This is a genomic window from Peribacillus sp. TH27, assembly GCF_016650915.1.
GTDB lineage: Bacteria > Bacillota > Bacilli > Bacillales > DSM-1321 > Peribacillus > Peribacillus butanolivorans.
Genome location: NZ_JAEKEV010000001.1, coordinates 205,477 through 224,059, shown reverse-complemented (window position 1 = coordinate 224,059; position 18,583 = coordinate 205,477). Strand labels below are relative to the sequence as shown.

At 38.1% G+C, this 18,583-nt stretch carries 13 protein-coding genes, 2 rRNA genes and 1 riboswitch; of the genes, 11 read left to right on the top strand and 4 right to left on the bottom strand.

Annotated elements, in window-relative coordinates; translation table 11 throughout:
- The first annotated feature begins 1 nt into the window (after position 1).
- The 4 genes from JFU24_RS01075 to JFU24_RS30625 all read left to right on the top strand — a co-directional run bounded on the left by JFU24_RS01075 (position 2) and on the right by JFU24_RS30625 (position 4,414).
- Positions 2–2,935: ribosomal RNA gene (locus JFU24_RS01075) — 23S ribosomal RNA — on the top strand.
- Between the two features lie 61 nt (positions 2,936–2,996).
- Positions 2,997–3,112, top strand: a 5S ribosomal RNA gene (rrf, locus tag JFU24_RS01070).
- A 166-nt stretch (positions 3,113–3,278) separates the two neighbouring features.
- The gene (locus JFU24_RS01065; protein WP_201249304.1) at positions 3,279–4,139 is read left to right on the top strand and encodes a tyrosine-type recombinase/integrase; all 861 of its coding nucleotides are present in this window, start codon (positions 3,279–3,281) and stop codon (positions 4,137–4,139) included.
- 152 nt (positions 4,140–4,291) lie between these two features.
- Positions 4,292–4,414 carry a hypothetical protein gene (locus JFU24_RS30625; RefSeq protein ID WP_255264167.1) on the top strand — a complete coding sequence of 41 codons (123 nt, stop codon included), beginning with the start codon at positions 4,292–4,294 and terminating at the stop codon, positions 4,412–4,414.
- 294 nt (positions 4,415–4,708) lie between these two features.
- On the opposite strand, the gene JFU24_RS01060 is transcribed toward JFU24_RS30625, so the two are convergent.
- Together JFU24_RS01060 and dapA are read right to left on the bottom strand one after the other, a co-directional pair.
- Positions 4,709–5,086 carry a VOC family protein gene (locus JFU24_RS01060; protein ID WP_242485225.1) on the bottom strand — a complete coding sequence of 126 codons (378 nt, stop codon included), beginning with the start codon at positions 5,084–5,086 and terminating at the stop codon, positions 4,709–4,711.
- 395 nt (positions 5,087–5,481) lie between these two features.
- Entirely contained in the window at positions 5,482–6,366 is an 885-nt protein-coding gene (gene dapA / locus JFU24_RS01055; RefSeq protein ID WP_201249302.1) for a 4-hydroxy-tetrahydrodipicolinate synthase, read from the bottom strand.
- A 138-nt stretch (positions 6,367–6,504) separates the two neighbouring features.
- A riboswitch (Lysine riboswitch) is annotated at positions 6,505–6,683 on the bottom strand.
- 614 nt (positions 6,684–7,297) lie between these two features.
- Here dapA and JFU24_RS01050 point away from each other — a divergent pair.
- The gene (locus JFU24_RS01050; RefSeq protein WP_201183791.1) at positions 7,298–7,708 is read left to right on the top strand and encodes an NUDIX hydrolase; all 411 of its coding nucleotides are present in this window, start codon (positions 7,298–7,300) and stop codon (positions 7,706–7,708) included.
- A gap of 56 nt (positions 7,709–7,764) precedes the next feature.
- Positions 7,765–8,007, top strand: a complete 243-nt coding sequence (locus tag JFU24_RS01045) for a hypothetical protein (RefSeq protein WP_201249301.1) — start codon at positions 7,765–7,767, stop codon at positions 8,005–8,007.
- Positions 8,008–8,191: 184 nt separating this feature from the next.
- Here JFU24_RS01045 and JFU24_RS01040 read toward each other — a convergent pair whose 3' ends face one another.
- Positions 8,192–8,434 carry a hypothetical protein gene (locus JFU24_RS01040; RefSeq protein ID WP_201184214.1) on the bottom strand — a complete coding sequence of 81 codons (243 nt, stop codon included), beginning with the start codon at positions 8,432–8,434 and terminating at the stop codon, positions 8,192–8,194.
- A 263-nt stretch (positions 8,435–8,697) separates the two neighbouring features.
- On the opposite strand from JFU24_RS01040, the gene JFU24_RS01035 reads away from it, so the two are divergent.
- The 4 genes from JFU24_RS01035 to JFU24_RS01020 all read left to right on the top strand — a co-directional run bounded on the left by JFU24_RS01035 (position 8,698) and on the right by JFU24_RS01020 (position 14,933).
- Positions 8,698–9,978 carry a Rieske 2Fe-2S domain-containing protein gene (locus tag JFU24_RS01035; RefSeq protein ID WP_201249300.1) on the top strand — a complete coding sequence of 427 codons (1,281 nt, stop codon included), beginning with the start codon at positions 8,698–8,700 and terminating at the stop codon, positions 9,976–9,978.
- A 472-nt stretch (positions 9,979–10,450) separates the two neighbouring features.
- Positions 10,451–11,695 carry an MFS transporter gene (locus tag JFU24_RS01030; RefSeq protein ID WP_201249299.1) on the top strand — a complete coding sequence of 415 codons (1,245 nt, stop codon included), beginning with the start codon at positions 10,451–10,453 and terminating at the stop codon, positions 11,693–11,695.
- Positions 11,696–12,019: 324 nt separating this feature from the next.
- On the top strand, positions 12,020–13,114 hold the full coding sequence (locus tag JFU24_RS01025; protein WP_201249298.1) for a zinc-dependent alcohol dehydrogenase: 1,095 nt from the start codon (positions 12,020–12,022) through the stop codon (positions 13,112–13,114).
- 439 nt (positions 13,115–13,553) lie between these two features.
- On the top strand, positions 13,554–14,933 hold the full coding sequence (locus JFU24_RS01020; RefSeq protein WP_201184203.1) for a hypothetical protein: 1,380 nt from the start codon (positions 13,554–13,556) through the stop codon (positions 14,931–14,933).
- Between the two features lie 902 nt (positions 14,934–15,835).
- Here the strand turns inward: JFU24_RS01020 and JFU24_RS01015 are convergent.
- On the bottom strand, positions 15,836–15,991 hold the full coding sequence (locus JFU24_RS01015; RefSeq protein ID WP_201249297.1) for a hypothetical protein: 156 nt from the start codon (positions 15,989–15,991) through the stop codon (positions 15,836–15,838).
- A 558-nt stretch (positions 15,992–16,549) separates the two neighbouring features.
- Here JFU24_RS01015 and JFU24_RS01010 point away from each other — a divergent pair.
- The gene (locus tag JFU24_RS01010; protein ID WP_201249296.1) at positions 16,550–17,476 is read left to right on the top strand and encodes a LysR family transcriptional regulator; all 927 of its coding nucleotides are present in this window, start codon (positions 16,550–16,552) and stop codon (positions 17,474–17,476) included.
- Positions 17,477–18,583: the final 1,107 nt, after the last annotated feature.

The window sequence follows — 18,583 nt, the reverse complement described above, 5'->3', positions numbered from 1 at the left end:
CGGTTAAGTTAGAAAGGGCGCACGGTGGATGCCTTGGCACTAGGAGCCGATGAAGGACGGGACTAACACCGATATGCTTCGGGGAGCTGTAAGTAAGCTTTGATCCGGAGATTTCCGAATGGGGAAACCCACTGTTCGTAATGGAACAGTATCTTTACCTGAATACATAGGGTACTGAAGGCAGACCCGGGGAACTGAAACATCTAAGTACCCGGAGGAAGAGAAAGCAAATGCGATTTCCTGAGTAGCGGCGAGCGAAACGGAATTAGCCCAAACCAAGAGGCTTGCCTCTTGGGGTTGTAGGACACTCAACATGGAGTTACAAAGGAACGGGGTAAATGAAGTGATCTGGAAAGGTCCGTCAAAGAAGGTAAAAACCCTGTAGTTGAAACTTCGTTCCCTCCTGAGTGGATCCTGAGTACGGCGGGACACGAGAAATCCCGTCGGAAGCAGGGAGGACCATCTCCCAAGGCTAAATACTACCTAGTGACCGATAGTGAACCAGTACCGTGAGGGAAAGGTGAAAAGCACCCCGGAAGGGGAGTGAAATAGATCCTGAAACCGTGTGCCTACAAGTAGTCAAAGCCCGTTAATGGGTAATGGCGTGCCTTTTGTAGAATGAACCGGCGAGTTACGATTTCATGCGAGGTTAAGTTGATAAGACGGAGCCGCGACGAAAGCGAGTCTGAATAGGGCGAATGAGTATGAGGTCGTAGACCCGAAACCAGGTGATCTACCCATGTCCAGGGTGAAGTTCAGGTAACACTGAATGGAGGCCCGAACCCACGCACGTTGAAAAGTGCGGGGATGAGGTGTGGGTAGCGGAGAAATTCCAATCGAACCTGGAGATAGCTGGTTCTCTCCGAAATAGCTTTAGGGCTAGCCTCAAGATGAGAGTATTGGAGGTAGAGCACTGATTGGACTAGGGGCCCCCAACGGGTTACCGAATTCAGTCAAACTCCGAATGCCAAATACTTATTCTTGGGAGTCAGACTGCGAGTGATAAGATCCGTAGTCGAAAGGGAAACAGCCCAGACCACCAGCTAAGGTCCCAAAGTATACGTTAAGTGGAAAAGGATGTGGAGTTGCTTAGACAACCAGGATGTTGGCTCAGAAGCAGCCATCATTTAAAGAGTGCGTAATAGCTCACTGGTCGAGTGACTCCGCGCCGAAAATGTACCGGGGCTAAACGTATCACCGAAGCTGTGGATTGACACCGTATGGTGTCGATGGTAGGAGAGCGTTCTAAGGGCGTTGAAGTCAGACCGGAAGGACTGGTGGAGCGCTTAGAAGTGAGAATGCCGGTATGAGTAGCGAAAGAAGGGTGAGAATCCCTTCCACCGAATGCCTAAGGTTTCCTGAGGAAGGCTCGTCCGCTCAGGGTTAGTCGGGACCTAAGCCGAGGCCGAAAGGCGTAGGCGATGGACAACAGGTTGATATTCCTGTACCACCTATACATCGTTTGAACGATGGGGGGACGCAGAAGGATAGGGTAAGCGCGCTGTTGGATATGCGCGTCCAAGCAGTTAGGCCGGAAACGAGGCAAATCCCGTTTCCATTAAGGCGGAGCTGTGATGGCGAGGGAAATATAGTACCGAAGTTCCTGATTCCACAGCGCCAAGAAAAGCCTCTAGTGAGATGTAAGGTGCCCGTACCGCAAACCGACACAGGTAGGCGAGGAGAGAATCCTAAGGTGTGCGAGAGAACTCTCGTTAAGGAACTCGGCAAAATGACCCCGTAACTTCGGGAGAAGGGGTGCTTTTTAGGGTGAATAGCCCGGAAAAGCCGCAGTGAATAGGCCCAGGCGACTGTTTAGCAAAAACACAGGTCTCTGCGAAGCCGCAAGGCGAAGTATAGGGGCTGACACCTGCCCGGTGCTGGAAGGTTAAGGGGAGAGGTTAGCGCAAGCGAAGCTTTGAACCGAAGCCCCAGTAAACGGCGGCCGTAACTATAACGGTCCTAAGGTAGCGAAATTCCTTGTCGGGTAAGTTCCGACCCGCACGAAAGGTGTAACGATCTGGGCACTGTCTCAACGAGAGACTCGGTGAAATTATAGTACCTGTGAAGATGCAGGTTACCCGCGACAGGACGGAAAGACCCCGTGGAGCTTTACTGCTGACCTGATATTGAATTTTGGTACAGCTTGTACAGGATAGGTAGGAGCCTGAGAAGCCGGAGCGCTAGCTTCGGTGGAGGCGTTGGTGGGATACTACCCTGGCTGTATTGAAATTCTAACCCGCGCCCCTTATCGGGGTGGGAGACAGTGTCAGGTGGGCAGTTTGACTGGGGCGGTCGCCTCCTAAAGAGTAACGGAGGCGCCCAAAGGTTCCCTCAGAATGGTTGGAAATCATTCGTAGAGTGTAAAGGCACAAGGGAGCTTGACTGCGAGACCTACAAGTCGAGCAGGGACGAAAGTCGGGCTTAGTGATCCGGTGGTTCCGCATGGAAGGGCCATCGCTCAACGGATAAAAGCTACCCCGGGGATAACAGGCTTATCTCCCCCAAGAGTCCACATCGACGGGGAGGTTTGGCACCTCGATGTCGGCTCATCGCATCCTGGGGCTGTAGTCGGTCCCAAGGGTTGGGCTGTTCGCCCATTAAAGCGGTACGCGAGCTGGGTTCAGAACGTCGTGAGACAGTTCGGTCCCTATCCGTCGCGGGCGCAGGAAATTTGAGAGGAGCTGTCCTTAGTACGAGAGGACCGGGATGGACGCACCGCTGGTGTACCAGTTGTCTTGCCAAAGGCATAGCTGGGTAGCTACGTGCGGACGGGATAAGTGCTGAAAGCATCTAAGCATGAAGCCCCCCTCGAGATGAGATTTCCCATAGCGCAAGCTAGTAAGATCCCTGAAAGATGATCAGGTTGATAGGTCAGAGGTGGAAGCGTGGCGACATGTGGAGCTGACTGATACTAATAGATCGAGGACTTAACCACGCTTTAAAAAATGAAATACCTTCTTATTATCTAGTTTTGAAGGAACAACGTTCCTTTATTGTTTGGTGGCGATAGCGAAGAGGTCACACCCGTTCCCATTCCGAACACGGCAGTTAAGCTCTTCAGCGCCGATGGTAGTTGGGGGTTTCCCCCTGTGAGAGTAGGACGCCGCCAAGCAATGTTTATCACATGAATTAGGATTCATAAACCCGTATAATCAGGTTCAAATCCTATCTACGCATTCTAAACCTTAGGATTCTCCTAAGGTTTTTTTGTATAAATTCCACGATTCGTGTATTGGATAGGCGTATTAATAGCATGATTTTGGTAGGGGGGCTTCTCGATGACCAGTAAAGAAGAGATCCTGGACAATAAACAAATTCTTCATTCTTTTGCGGAATGGTTAATGGGTCAAAATAAATCCGATGGTACGATTAAAACCTATGTGGGAGTCATCTCCCAGTTTCTTCAATGGTTTAAAGAAGAAGCGGAAGAGATTGAAAAATCCCACGTGCAAACCTATTTAGACGATATGGAACAGTCAAATAAGAGTGGAGGAACGATTGAAAAACATTATTCAGCCATTACGATGTTTTCCAGGTTCCTTGATAAACCCGAGATCGTCCTCAACATCGACCGTAAAGCAAAGGAAAAGAAAGAAGATCCGCCAGAAGCCCTGAACATGCTTGAGCAAGCTGATCTCCTAAAAGAAATCGAGGCCTCTGGGCATTTCAGGAATATTGCCATTGTCTATACACTGATCCATACGGGTATCCGGGTGTCCGAACTTTGTGATTTGAACCATAGCGACATTCAAAAAGAGGGAGACAGGCAATATATCCTCATCCGGGATTCAAAAGGGGATATAGACAGGAAGATTCCACTCTCCATGGCTGCTAGTGAAAAGATCAAGGCATACAAGGAATTTTTAAATATGGAAACGGAAGCGATCTTCATATCCAGTGTGAATCAGCGCATCACGCCAAGGTCCGTGCAATATATGCTGACTAAATATAATGCGACTCCCCATAAGCTGCGGAATACGTTTTGCCAAAAATTAATCGATTCGGGGATAGACATTCAAACCGTTTCAAAATTGATGGGGCATAAAGATTTGAACATGACCAAACGTTATGTAGGAGAAGGAAAAGAAGAATTGGAATTAGCCATTGAAAATACTTTTGATGATAATTTATTAAGGTAGGAAAACCTTTATGCCCTATCTAGATGTATATCGGGATGTATTCCCCAGGCCAAGCCAACTCCATAAGCCCCTTTACACCCTCTCCTATTTGGAGGGGGTTATTTTTATTAATTTGGGAGTCCTTAAAAGATATCACAATTAGGAGGGATATTGTGAAAACGGAAGATGAAAAAACCTCAGATGGCTTAAATGAGATCTTTGAAATTATTAATGCTAAAGGTGATACAGGAGAACTAAAAGAAATCATCCAAAAATCAGATGAACAAATAATGTAGACAAATAAACTTCCTGCGTCTATCAAATCGTAAAAGCCTTTCTCCTAAATGAGAAGGGCTAATCTGTTAATCTTCAAACAATTCATCCATCAAGTCATTGATTTCTTTTCTTACTTTTCAGTGCCTTCTTTGGATCTGGTAATCTTATCACCATCAATAATCAGTATATCCCCAACCTTCTATATATTTTCGGTTTATGAAATTTGTCTACTCCTTAGATGTGAAGGGCTTTTAATATAATAAGGGTCACAGAAATGATCAAACTTTACTTATTTCATCTCATATTAAGTATCTTTAATCTTTTGCTCGTTCTACCAATTGTAGCAATTCACCATTAGGTCCATTGAATAAAATCATACGTCCACATTCAAGTGTTGGTTGTGGTTGAGGGGATAAAAATTCAATTCCTTTATTCCGGTAATGGTTAATTGCTATATTAATATCTTCTACTGTAAAAGAAAGGTGGTTAACGATTCCACTTTTGTTATACTTACCAATAGGTTCAATGTCTTTGATTAGTTCAATTTCCATACTAGGCTGTTCTTCCAAGTACAAAAATGCCATCTCTCTTGTTTTTGAAGATCCTCGAAGGCGAACCTTAAACCCAAACATATCTGAGTAGTATTGAATAGTATGATCCATATTAGTAACAATAATAGCTATATGTTCCATTTTTTTATCATTTGTATTCTTCCTTTCAACATAAATAATAAATTTAAATGAAATATACACCAACTTAGTAAACATTTATTTTGGTTTATCAAAGAATTTATGCGTTTACTATTTTTATTTATCTATCTATCATCTGTAAAAAGATAAAAACGAAGTGAAAGAAAAGGTGATTATGGAACTTAAGACCCGTAAAATTAAAGGTAAGGTTTTTTCAACCTTACCCCTTAAAGATTGTCTTCCTATGGTGCAATATCTTCTAGAACCTTTTCACTAATTTCAATCATTCGATATGCTATAAACGTACGGATGGCAGCTACGCAAGCAAAAAGAACAAAGACAGAATTAAGACCTTTAGCGCCAGTCTCGCTGAATGAATCATTATTTTATTTATTCAACTAAACAACTTCTACGTTACTAGGTTGTAGAGCTATTTGTAGAGCTATTTTTTCTTCATTGTTTAAAGGGACCAATGGTAAGCGGACACCTCCAACATTTAATCCTCGCATATTTAATGCTGATTTTACCGGTGATGGGTTTGATGCAGCAAATAATGCTTTCATAATTGGAAGAAGGTTACGATGTGTAGAAGCAGCACCATGGACATCACCATTTTTAAAGCTATTGATCATTTCTTGCATTTCATTACCAATGATGTGTGAAGAAACCGAAACAATGCCTGTTCCACCGATAGCTAAAACAGGTAATGTTAACCCATCATCGCCGCTGTACAACGCAAAATCACTAGAGGATTTGCTTATGATTTGTGCCATGGCATCTAAGTCACCACTTGCTTCTTTTACTGCGACAATATTGTTAATCTTTGAGAGACTAACAATCGTCTCTACTGACATGTTTACAACACTTCGTCCTGGAATATTATAAAGCATTACCGGTAATGATGTTGATTGGGCAATCGCATTAAAGTGCTGAAATAATCCTTCTTGAGACGGCTTGTTATAGTATGGGGTGACGAGCATAATTCCATCGACTCCTGCTGCCTCTGCTTGTCTTGTTAAGCTAATCGAAGCTTTCGTGTTATTTGAGCCAGTTCCAGCTATAACTGGAACTCTTCCATTGACAACTTCCCCAACAAATTTGAATAAATCTACTTTTTCTTCTGCTGTTAATGTAGGCGACTCTCCAGTTGTACCAGCTATAACTAATCCATCAGAACCATTAGCAATTAAATAATTTACTAAAGTTCTCGTAGCATTAAAATCAACCTCATTATTATGATTAAACGGGGTAACCATTGCAGTTAAAACTTGGCCAAAATTCATAATTTCACACCCTTTAGTATAATTTTTTTAAAAAATTCAGAGGTGGTTAGGGCCATTCAGGAGTAAACGCAAAAAAGCAACAACGAGGATTCGCTGCTGCAGTAGAAACAATATTTAATAAAAAAGAATCGTTTCGGCGCGTAAGATAGCCCTCCATATAGTTTCCTATATGACAGTTCTGTATTTATTCAACAGCAGAACCAGCTTCAAGAACATGAGATTCTTTCCGCTTCGGCAAATTCCCCTTTCCACAATAGTCATAGGATCTCATTCTCCTCAAAATGTGTACTAATGGTCTTTGCTCCTCTATCCTCACTTCAAAAAGTATGAAGTAAGAAAATATTTAATTGACTGTAATATAACAGGAAATCCTTTCTATTGCAAGGCCAATTTAGAAATATTTTTTTAAGAATACATGGATAATCGATGGAAATGGCTAAGGTATTGGGCTGGATTCATCTATTATGTAAACTCAACAGATTAATAGTTTTATAAAACAAACTGTTTGAAAAGTTTCACCTTTATAGTCAGTTTTACAATTGATATATCTTATAGAAGGAATTAGTATTTATCTTATGAATATCAATAATATTGATCAAGGAGGGGAGGACAACATGACTAATACAAAACTAACAAAGGAAAGAAAAGATATGAAAATCCGTGAAGTTTGGGAAGCAAGAAAACGAATCGCTTCAATTGTAAGTAGAACTCCATTGATTCTTTAAGCTGTATTGTGTAATCGGGCAACTTTACCAAAGAGTAAACGCTATCTAAAATGAGATTGAACTGATTTATAATTTGCTTGAGTTAGTTGTCCAATGGATCACTAAAAGGTGTTCAATGACAATAAAGATAATTAATTACAAATAAAGATGTTTAATTTACAATAGACTTGTTTAACTCTTAACTAATAAGAAAAGGAGTATTGAATTTGAATCGTGTTGATGTTGTGTACACACTTTTGTTTAACGAGGATACCAATAAGATTTTAGTGGTACTAAATAAAAAAAATAACACTTGGTCCTTACCAGGAGGAGCAGTTGAAGCAAATGAGACTCTAAAAGAAGCAGCCATCAGAGAAGTTAAAGAAGAAACGGGCTATGATGTGCAGGTAAACGATATTATTGCATTAAATGAAGCATTTATAAATGAAGATCATGTATATTTTATTATGTTTGAAGGGCAAGTTCTAAAATCACCTGAACAAATTCCAAAGGAAAAAAACATTTTAAGAGTTGAATGGGTAAATTTAGAGGAAGCAGATAGACTAATGCCTTATTATCCAGAAGGAGTATCCAAACTAATTAGCAACTCCAGAGCAGGATATACATTCCAAAAATAATTAAAATACAATGGTATTAGGGCTAAATTGCTTGAGGGGTGTCTTGTCCGTCCGGAATGGGTTTTAAGACGGTAGACCTTCGCAATGCTTTGATAGGGAAAACGCCAGGCAGCGAAAAGATAAGTAAGGATGAGCCGGTGTTTCTGCTTAATCTCGATGAGCTGACGGAATTAAAAGCACCGTACATGGACGAAGAAAAGACGGAAACTTGCTTTCGAAATATAAGTCGGACGACTGGCGGAATCATTGTTTCCGAAATCCCAAGGCTTCCAAGTCGAACGAACCCCCCACAAAAGTAATGTTATCTTTATTATACAAAATAAGCTTATAGACTTCCCCTAAAAAGGGACTTTGTCTACAAGCTGAGAAGTGGATAACAAATCCACTTCTTTTATTTTTACAGATTTTTAATTTTGTATTCTTTTCCAATATTGTTGTTAGTGTTATTTATCTTCCATACTTTTAACAGTTATTTTAAATTTATTACCATACTTGAGCTATTTGAGCCAATTCAGCTGCCTCCCAAACCGGTAATACGGTGAAGCCATCTTGTTTAGCCAACTCCCAATTTTCATCACCAATTCGGAGACCAATGACTACATCAATTCCGTGACTTCTAAGAAAATTCGCTCGTTGCTGTCCTCCATTATCTTGATATCCAAGAATTGCAACTGTTTTATTGCTATAACATTTTAAAATTAATTGTTCAAATTCTTTATCATTCATAATTTTAACCTTCTTTCCTAAAAACTATAAATATAAACTAGTAAATTAATATTCCCAATTTTCTTATTATTATATACGTGTAATTAACACCCGACAAATTGATGATTTTAATTGAGCCTATAAAAAAAACTAATATGGCCAGCCATGCTAATAAAGCTATTAATATTTTCTATGAGACAGATAAAAAGAATCAATTTGAAAACGCTTTAGTTATATCCGAAAATGAAAATAGAACATAAATGAAACCTAGGAGGGGAATTAATTTGTTATCTAGTAATGATAATTATTTATTGACAAGAACTGGTCCTGAAACACGTATGGGGGATATGCTTAGACAATACTGGATCCCAGCACTTTTAGCAGAGGAACTTCCTCATCCGGATTGTCCACCGGTACGAGTTAAGCTTTTAGGTGAGGAATTAATCGCATTTCGTGATACAAATGGAAAACTTGGAATAGTTGATGAATTCTGCCCACACCGTAAAGTGTCTCTCTTTTTCGGTCGGAATGAAGACTGTGGCGTTAGATGCGCATACCATGGGTGGAAATTCGACACTGAAGGCAATTGTGTAGATTTACCTTCTGAACCGCCAGAAAGTAAGTTTAAGGATAAAGTTAAAATTAAGTCATATCCTTGTGAGGAACGTGGTGGAGTTATTTGGACATATATGGGACCAACTGAATCTAAACCGGAATTACCAGAACAAGAATGGATGCTAGTTTCTGATAGTCAACGCCATCTATCTAGAAAAATACAAGAAAGTAATTTTTTTCAAGCTTTAGAAGGTGGAATTGATTCAAGTCACGTTTCAATTCTTCACTCCGGTTCAGTTGGAGGTTTAGGAGTTTCTAAAAACAGTAACAGCACATCACTCTTAGCAAAAGATACTGCGCCCCGCTTTGAAGTTGCAGATACCGATTATGGATTATTAATCGGTGCAAGAAGAGAGGCCGATGATGAAAACTTTTATTGGAGGATTACACAGTTTCTTATGCCTTTTTATTCCATGATACCTCCGTTTGCAGGGGCTCCACGAGGAGGGCATGCTTGGGTGCCTATTGATGATGAAAACTGTTGGGTATGGAGCTGGAGTTGGACACCAGATCGTGATCTGACAGAAGAGGAAATTAAACAGATGAAGTCTGGGGCCGGAATTCATCCAACACTGATACCAGGTACATTCCGTACAAAAGGAAATAAAGAAAATGATTTCCTTATCGATCGAGAAATGCAAAAAAGAGGCGAATCTTTTGCTGGTATATTTGGTGTAGGTATGGAGGATCATGCAGTTCAAGTAAGTGCGGGGCCAATTGTTGACCGATCACAAGAAAAGTTAGGAACAAGTGATACAGCTATTATAAAGGCTCGACAATGTTTGTTAAAAGCAGTAAGGGCTCTAGAAAACGGAGAAAAGTTACCGGCTTTGGATCCTAGTAGTCATAGAATTCGTTCTGCTTCTGTCTTACTTCCAAAGGGCGTTCCCTTTCAAGAAGGAGCAAAAGAGGCTTTAGAACTAAGTGAAAAGGACTTCGAGGCTGTTTAATAGATGAAGTAAACAATCTATAATTACATTTCTAATTGATTTTAAAACTTTTAAACACCTCTGTAGTACATATGAATGTTAAGGCATTCAAATTACGCCTACGACACAGGGGATGATTTTGGTTTCAAGAACCACTCTTTAAAGATACCTAAAACACATTGGGGTATTAGAGGAAAATTGCGTCGTATTTAAACAGATAGTCCTAAAAAGGGTCTAGAGATGAAGAGAGAAGAATGCAAATGACTATTGAATTCGTTCTGCTTGTACCGGATTCACCCCGGGTGTGCTCATAAAATGAAATTGTTGTGAGAAACTTTTGTATAAGTCAATCTTATTCTATCAAAAAAATTAGTAACGAAAAATGTAAGCGCAATCTCTTACAATAATAATTATTAAAATAAAATTTCATAAAGTGTAGATTTTTATTAATTATTTTTTTATATATAAAAACTGATAGGGGGAATAAGAAAAGATGAATACGAAGGTGAAATCAGCTTTTGTCGCTCTATCGATTGCGTGGTTGGCATATTTACTTTCATATGTAAGTAGAATGTCGTGGTCTCCAATTATTCCGATAGCTTCAGGTGACTTGGGTATAAACGCTACTCAAGCTGGAAGCTACATGACAGCTTTCTATATTGGCTATGTTGTTACACAAATTCCTGGTGGTTTTTTAATTGACCGATATGGTTATCGAAAAGTTTTACTAGGTTGCTTTTCGATAATTGGTTTGTTTACATTTCTAACAGGAGTTGCACCTAGTTTCGAAATAGGAATTGCAACTAGGGTTATTGCAGGAATTGGTTCTGGGGCTATTTTTTCTGCTGGTCTTGTAGTAATAAATGATTGGTTTCCTGAAAATAGACGTGGACTTGCTAATGGAATATTTATGACAGCTACTTCTTTAGCTGTTTCATTGGTAAACTTGTATGTTCCTACAATGGCAAATGGATTTGGTTGGAGATCTGCATTTTATGTTTCAGGTATCCTTCCTTTGATAGGACTAGTTATCGCATTCTTTTTTCTTAAGGAACGCACTCCTATTTCTCAAAATTTAAAAGGAGGTAATAGGGATAAAGTATCTGGTCGTGATATTTTGTCTCTATTTAAAAATAAGAATCTAATGTTAACAGGCATAGCAGGTTTTGGTGGGCAGTGGGCTACTATGGCAACGGCAACATGGGCCAATTCGTATTTAAATAAGTCTCTGCATCTTTCTCTTGTCCAAGCTGGTCTATTTATGTCTATCTTTGGATTTGCAGCTTTACTATCTAAACCAGTTACAGGAATTTTGTCAGACTATTATGATCGTAAAGCTCTAACATTTTGGATCCTTATATTATTAGGACCGGTGTTATTATGGTTTGGTCATAATAAAAATCTTCCGTTGTTATATTTGCTAATTCCAGCGATGGGGATTTTAGGCTATGCATTTTACCCTGTTTTGAATACTGTAATTGGTCATTCGGTAGAAAAAAGACTATTGGGAACAGCATCGGGCTTAGTAAATGCAATGTGGCAATTAGGTGCTATGCTGTCGCCATTAGCTGTTGGTGCTGTAATTGATGCGACGGGTAATTACTTTTATTGTTTTGCTACAATGGCTATTGGGCCATTTTTAGGAGCATTGATATTCTTGTTTATTAAACTGGAAAAAAAGGCATCTAAGATTAAGCAAAATAGTGTAGAAGAAGTTCAATTGATGAATGTTCGCTGAACCTATTAATATTAAATAAAAAAATTAGGTTTAAGACCTAAAAATGTTATTTATATAGACCCAATGAATAAGTTTTACTATTTTCTAAAGTTTAGGTTTGTGTTATGTCGAATAAGGATAAACGATCTGGCCCTGTTATTGGGTTGTTGTGCCCTGATAAAGCCTTGAGTATCTAAATATGTAAATATTGGTAGGTTAATTGAGGTTGGTCATATATATGTTTATTGACAATGAAATCAAGTATAGCAGTTTAGTTACTTTACTCCACATCTCTGTAGAGTGAAGTAAGAAGTGGCAACCATTACTTTTATTGAGGTGGACTTTATGGAAAAAAAAGTATTAGCAGCGGTAGCAACCGATACAAAACATACAGAAATCCAAGAAATTCTTTTACCGGATATCGAGATAGATACAGGTATTTTAAAGGTGGAGATTGTTGGTGTCTGTGGAACCGATGTTTCTTATTACAATAATTTAAAAGAACCAATGATTTTAGGTCATCATGTAGTGGGTCATATACACAGAATTGGTGATTTGGCCTCTAAACGCTGGGGAGTTAAAGAAGGCGATCGTATTGTCATGGAAGAGTATATCCCTTGTGGTCAGTGTGAGCTATGTCGGACAGGTTTATATCGCTTATGTTCCAACACGAATCCAAGAGTTAATGGAATAAGATATGGTGCTACTCCAATTGCTATTGAACCATCGCTTTATGGTGGTTTCAGTCAATATATGTACCTACATCCTAATGCAGTAATCCACAAAATTCCTTCACATGTTCCGGCTATTGAGGCAGCATTAACATTGCCTTTATCTAACGGATTTGAATGGATGAGGATTGTAGGAGGAGTAGGTCCTGGTGATGTAGTTGTTATTCAAGGTCCAGGTCAACAAGGGCTTGCATGTGCTTTAGCGGCAAAAGCAGCTGGAGCTGAAACGGTAATTATTACTGGAAGAAATAGTAGTGCTGAACGCTTGAAGTTGGCATTAGAATTAGGCGCTGACTATTCGGTTAATGTTAGTTCAGAGGACCTAATTGAAAAGGTTTCTGAAATTACTAATGGGAAAATGGCTGACTTAGTTATTGATGTAACTAGCGGAGGAACTGATCCTGTTGTCTCTTCATTAGAAGTTGCTAAAACGGGAGGCACGGTTCTATTAGGAGCTTTGAAAAACCAACGTTACAACGAATTCGATCTGGATATAATTTACAACAAAACTTTAACTATTAAAGGGGTTCGCGGACATAGTTATAAGTCGGTACAGATGGCGGTAGAATTCATCTCTTCCGGAAAATTCCCTCTTGCTATCATGAACTCCCATAATTATAAATTAATCGAAACTGACCTGGCTTTAAGAACCGCTGCAGGAGAGTTAGACTCTTCTCGGTTATTAGTGACCGTCTCTCCATGGATGTAAATAATAAACAACAGGAAAAGCTCCTTTAGACAAAGGAGCTTTTCTAGTAATTACATTGTTCAATTAAGTAAGGGGAATCGTTAGCATATAAAAATTAATAGATTTTTTAATATATATGGCAATACGTACGCTGGCTCTGATGTAAATCTCGAATGTTTAAAAATATGAACGAAAATATAGCTTAAATTCCAGACGTTTTAGATATGTTCTACAATGAAAGTATACCCTAAACAGATGCATGTATTAGTTAATGTTTATTTAGATTTTGCTATCTGAATTTTGCACCAGAATCAATGGATGGCTTGCCTAAGTTAAAGGAAAAAGGGCGGTGTAATGATTCTGACCTTGTCGAAAACTCAGCCCAAAGAAATAAAAGACTGGAAAATTTAATAGAAAGGTTACTAGGGAAGTCGGTGATTTCCCTTTGTAGGATAACTGGATGAAAATACAAGGCTTCTCAATTTATGGAAAACGTATTATTTTAACACTTGCTGTAGTTCTATTTCTTGTCTTTCAACTGGTTCCATTTAAAGGATTAGGTTTTATATTGTCAATTGTTTCTATATTTGCTATTGTATTCTCTCTCCTATCATGTAATTTTTTTACCCGAGTGATGTCTATTATATTTTTGACTTTTGGGACGTTAATGGTTGGAAGTAAAGGAATTAGTTTTTTATCCTACGTGAAGCTTTATGGAGACATGCTTTATTTACTCTCCCTCTTTGCAATCGTTCCTTTATTGTCTATACCGATACAAGCAGGCGGGTACAGAGAGGTTTTTAAACAGTTATTTCAGGGGAGGATCCATTCATCTTCTCACTTATACCGAACGATAACGGGTTTATCATACTTTCTAGGCTGTTTTTTAAATATGGCGGCTGTTCCGATCACACACGCCAGTGTGAAAAGTACAGTGGATGCATGGCCTATTAAAAAGCCTGAACGCTTTCTGGCCAGCAGTATTATTCAGGGATTTTCTTTGCCTATTATGTGGACACCTTTATCCGGCATTTTGGGCGTGGTACTTTATGTAACGAAGGTGGAGTGGCTGAATATTTTTCCTGCACTATTATGCATCAGCTTAGTTACACTCGGGTTTAATTGGCTTATTTTCACTTTGGTGGAACGTGTCAAACAATCCGGTGTTGATCAAAAAGAGGTTGCAGCGGTTGAAGCCTCTCCTCTTTTCTACCGTAAGATGTGTCAAATTGTCCTTGCGATTGTCTTACTTTTATTTTTAATTGTTAGCGTAGATGCTATTTTTTCATTTGGCTTAGTGGTGAGCGTTACCCTTTTAACCTTGCCTTTCGCATGGATATGGTGCCTTTTACTAAGAAAAAGTACCGATTATTGGCCGGGTGTAAAACACCACTTTACTCACAAAATAGTGGATATGAGTGAATCGTTTTCAATCTTTCTAAGTGCTGGTTTTTTTGTGCAGGCTCTTCACTACTCAGGAAATGACCTTTTGGTGAACCAGCTGTTTGTTCAATACGATAAAATAGTGGGTGTTCATCTATTTTTGATCACTCTCCCGTTTCTTACATTGCTTTTCTCGTTTATAGGGATGCATCCAATTGTTGTTGTAAATTTGTTGGCCCAATCATTAAAACCAGATGTTCTTGGCATAACACCGGAACAGATAGCGGTGGCTTTTTTGGGCGGTGCTGTTTTGACATTTTACTTGGGACCGTTTAGTGGGACGCTCGGCCTTATGTCATCCATCATTAATGTGCGGCCGATGCGCATCGCCGGATGGAGTCTGTTGTATGCGGCTGCCTTTTCACTTGTTTTAACTATTTCTGTTTTTTTAATTTAGTCTTACAATCGCGAAGCACATTACTTAAGGGGTATGGAAAATGAAAAAGATGACGTTTAAACGGCTGGATAGTTTAAGTTTAATGTGTGTATTTTAGGTTAATCACCAGTGAAGGTAATTAACTTGCTAATACAACCTCCAGTCAAGAAAAATCATCTGCAGAGTAAAAAATGTACTGCACTTTTACTCTGGATAATGAAACAGGATTTGCCTGGTCGGTTCCGATGCAATAAAAACTATCAAACTTGGACCTGTAGAATCATATAAATCTGACAGTAGTTTCGCGGCAGAACCGTTTTTATCATGAAAGATTACTATAAAATGTTCAATTACAAATAAAAGGAAAATGGACGCATTTATTAGGTTACGTCCGTTTAGATGTGTTATTTGATTTTTTTACGAGAACACTACTTCTCAATATTCTAGTTTATTTAATGGAACTGAGGAATCTATACAGGCATGGGAAATGGTTAAGTGGCTGATTTATATGGTTATATAGTTCTATTATGTTAAATTTTATAGTCTCTGGTATGAATGGAATTTAATTTCGCACGTTCTAATTAGTAAATTAATTTATAAAATGTAAGGGGAGATTTTATATGATGTTGAATAAGGATCTGGAATTGACTAATAGTATCCATAACTAGAGTAAAAATGTATTATATTGCTGAAATTTAAGGAATATCTTTTTTCAGAAGTATTAGAAATTAGTTGTTTATTAGACAAGGAAATTCTCTCTTTACAATAATATTTTAACGATTCTTCGAAAGAAGGTCCCTTTCTCAAGCGTGTGAAGGGACGTAGCCAAACAGTAGGGAGGGTCATTCACTAAAGGTATCTTAGTAGAAATATTATGTGAGTGACAATCCTCTTGACTAGTGTTGAAAGGATACAAATAATCATCACTCCATCTCTACCATCGGTTTTCCATGAAGAATATGATTTTCTGGAACCAACTCTTCTAAATCCGATGGTAGAAATAGTTGGTCCTTATAATAATCGATAAACATGAAAATTGATCCTTTTGTAGGTGTTTGGAGGTATTTACCTTCTAACATAAGAGCGATTTCCTTATATATATTTCATAAAAGAAGGGAAGGTCTTACCTATTAGTTTACCCTTATTACTTTTAAACAAGCCAGTGACAACACAGAAAATAGTAAGAACTGGTATACAAGGATATAACTATTGGCTTCTAGAATCAAGAAAATAAACGAGGGTGCCCCAAGACGATTTCGGGAAAGTTAAGAGAAATATAATAATTATAGCTACACCTAGAAACTTCTGCTAATAGGTTAAACAAAATGTTCTTCTGAATCTTCATTTTGTGCTTGTCCTGTATTTTGACTACAGGAAGACAAATGGATAACGCTTACAAATACCACTAAGTAAAAATTTTTTATCATACTTATCCTCCTATTTTTTATATTTTTCACCATGCCTTTCTCACACAATTTAAACCTTTATTAACTCTAACATTTATTTTTCAGTACCTTTAACCTACTTTTTTCATTATTCTCAATTTAAAGAAAATTTAAATTAGTAGTTTTGTGTGTTATGTATTAAGATTATTAATAGGTTAGTGTTATTAGCAAATAAGGAGAGAAAAAACAACTATGGAATTAAAGAACATTGAAGCATTCCTAATGGTAGTAGAAAAAGGTAGTTTTTCAGCTGCAGCAGATGCTCTATATATTAGTCAACCTACTATCAGTGTTCGTATACAACAACTTGAGAAGGAGCTCAATAGTACGTTATTTGAAAGAGTAAATGGCAAGAAAACAACATTGACCCATTCCGGTAAAAAGGTTTATCCCTATTTTCATGAGGTCCTTCACCTCATTGAGAAATCACAAAATATCGTTAAAGAGGAACCTCTACATCATCAAAAAATTAAAATATCTTGTACAGATCATATGGGTGTAGAAATAATGCCAGAAATATTGAAAATTTTATATGACTGCTTTCCTAGCTTAGAATTTCCAATAGAAATTAGATCGACGGAGCAACTCGCTGAAGATATTAGCGCTGGTAAAATTGATATTGGATTTGCTTACCATCATACGAAAGAGAACCATCCAGATCTTTCGGTAATTAAGATAGCTAATGAACAAAATATTCTTGTTTGTGCACCTGACCATTCTCTTACAAAGCTAGATAAAATTGTACCGTCAGATTTGGAGAACGAACGTATTATTGTGTACAATCGTGAGTTTGTTACCACTAAGATCATAGGTGAATTTCTAGAGAAAAATCGTTTGAAAGATTATAAAGAAGTAGAAATTAATAATGTGGGATGGTTAAAAATGATGGTTCGTAAAGGATTGGGAGTTGCCTTTTTACAAGAGATTATTGTAAAAGAAGAAATAAAGAATGGAAAACTTTATAAAGTTCCTCTTAGTAAATCTCTCCCACCAACCCCAATATACTTATTCTTACATTCTGAATTACCTCAAAATATTAAAAAAGCAATTATACAAACCTCTAAAGGAATTTTTTCGCAGACTATAAAAACCTTTACGAAATCTGATTTCTTAAGTTAAAACGAAAACAAATGCAATTGTCTGAAAAAAAACACAATTTTAAATAAAGTGTTTCATTAGTACTATTAATATTCAATTTTTGACTATATCCCTATCGGACTTATATTGAGGAGACTGTTCAAAAAACAAATCCAATGTGGAAATAGTGACATATGGTGTGCCAAATATATTGGGTTGGGTTGCGAAGGAGAAACGAAGCGATTGCCTGGGCTTGATAATGAGAGCCGGATGGGCTGGGAGGCTCATGTTTGGTTCTGAGTGAAAACTTCTTAAAAGAAAAACTTATTCTTCAATATCTATTGTGACACTTTTATCACTTATTCAAGTACCTTGTAAATTTCCTTGGATTCTATCGTTGTTTCCAATACTTAGAAAAAAAGCGATATGAAAGTAGATAATAAAAGCCAGAACAGTAAATTACTATTCATTGGATCTAACCTTATGTCGATTTCCCGAGAGAACACGTAGACTCTTTTGGGTTTGTGCATCTCCGTCGTTTTCTTTAAACCTGTACCCAATCAAGCGGTAATTATATTTTGAAACAACAGGTCATTGCAATCAAAATTTCATCCGACAAAAGAGTCCATTAAAGAGTCTGTTAGGTTTCTAGCAGAAATAGCGCAGATGCTTCAAAACGTCCTCAGAGATTAGGAATTCATTAAACTATATGTCGAAAAAGAAAATCAGTTATAGATATTTTAAAGTTCTTGAGGGTTCTTCGAAAGTGTGGACTTCTATTATTCTATTACACAAAGACGATATGTCCTACTTAATATAGATTGCTTTAAAAGTGTAAGTGAATAATTATCATATGTACCATTAAATTATAAATATTTCCATGAAAAAAGGCGTCATCCACCAAATAAAAAGGGATGGCGCCTTTTTATTATTATTTATGTGCATTTTCTAAGTTGATCAAACTGTTTACAGTGTTTTCATGGTAATTAGCTGGTGGACAGGTACATAGATTAAAAGGGAAGTAAGAGCAGGGCAGGATTCATTTTGCTCCGACGTTTCGGTAGATAAGCTTGGTTTGTCTCGTTCCATAGTACATTGTCATACCAAAATTTTTTCGATATTCAGTTGGCGGAGCACTCAGGGCAGAGG

What these genes read in the sequence shown, in the direction of transcription:
- JFU24_RS01010 (WP_201249296.1), top strand. Translation starts at nt 16,550, where the DNA reads ATGGAATTAAAGAACATTGAAGCATTCCTAATGGTAGTAGAAAAAGGT.
- JFU24_RS01065 (WP_201249304.1), top strand. Translation starts at nt 3,279, where the DNA reads ATGACCAGTAAAGAAGAGATCCTGGACAATAAACAAATTCTTCATTCT.
- JFU24_RS01060 (WP_242485225.1), bottom strand. Translation starts at nt 5,086, where the DNA reads ATGGAACATATAGCTATTATTGTTACTAATATGGATCATACTATTCAA.
- JFU24_RS01015 (WP_201249297.1), bottom strand. Translation starts at nt 15,991, where the DNA reads ATGTTAGAAGGTAAATACCTCCAAACACCTACAAAAGGATCAATTTTC.
- JFU24_RS01030 (WP_201249299.1), top strand. Translation starts at nt 10,451, where the DNA reads ATGAATACGAAGGTGAAATCAGCTTTTGTCGCTCTATCGATTGCGTGG.
- dapA (WP_201249302.1), bottom strand. Translation starts at nt 6,366, where the DNA reads ATGAATTTTGGCCAAGTTTTAACTGCAATGGTTACCCCGTTTAATCAT.
- JFU24_RS01040 (WP_201184214.1), bottom strand. Translation starts at nt 8,434, where the DNA reads ATGAATGATAAAGAATTTGAACAATTAATTTTAAAATGTTATAGCAAT.
- JFU24_RS01045 (WP_201249301.1), top strand. Translation starts at nt 7,765, where the DNA reads ATGGGTTTTAAGACGGTAGACCTTCGCAATGCTTTGATAGGGAAAACG.
- JFU24_RS01025 (WP_201249298.1), top strand. Translation starts at nt 12,020, where the DNA reads ATGGAAAAAAAAGTATTAGCAGCGGTAGCAACCGATACAAAACATACA.
- JFU24_RS01020 (WP_201184203.1), top strand. Translation starts at nt 13,554, where the DNA reads ATGAAAATACAAGGCTTCTCAATTTATGGAAAACGTATTATTTTAACA.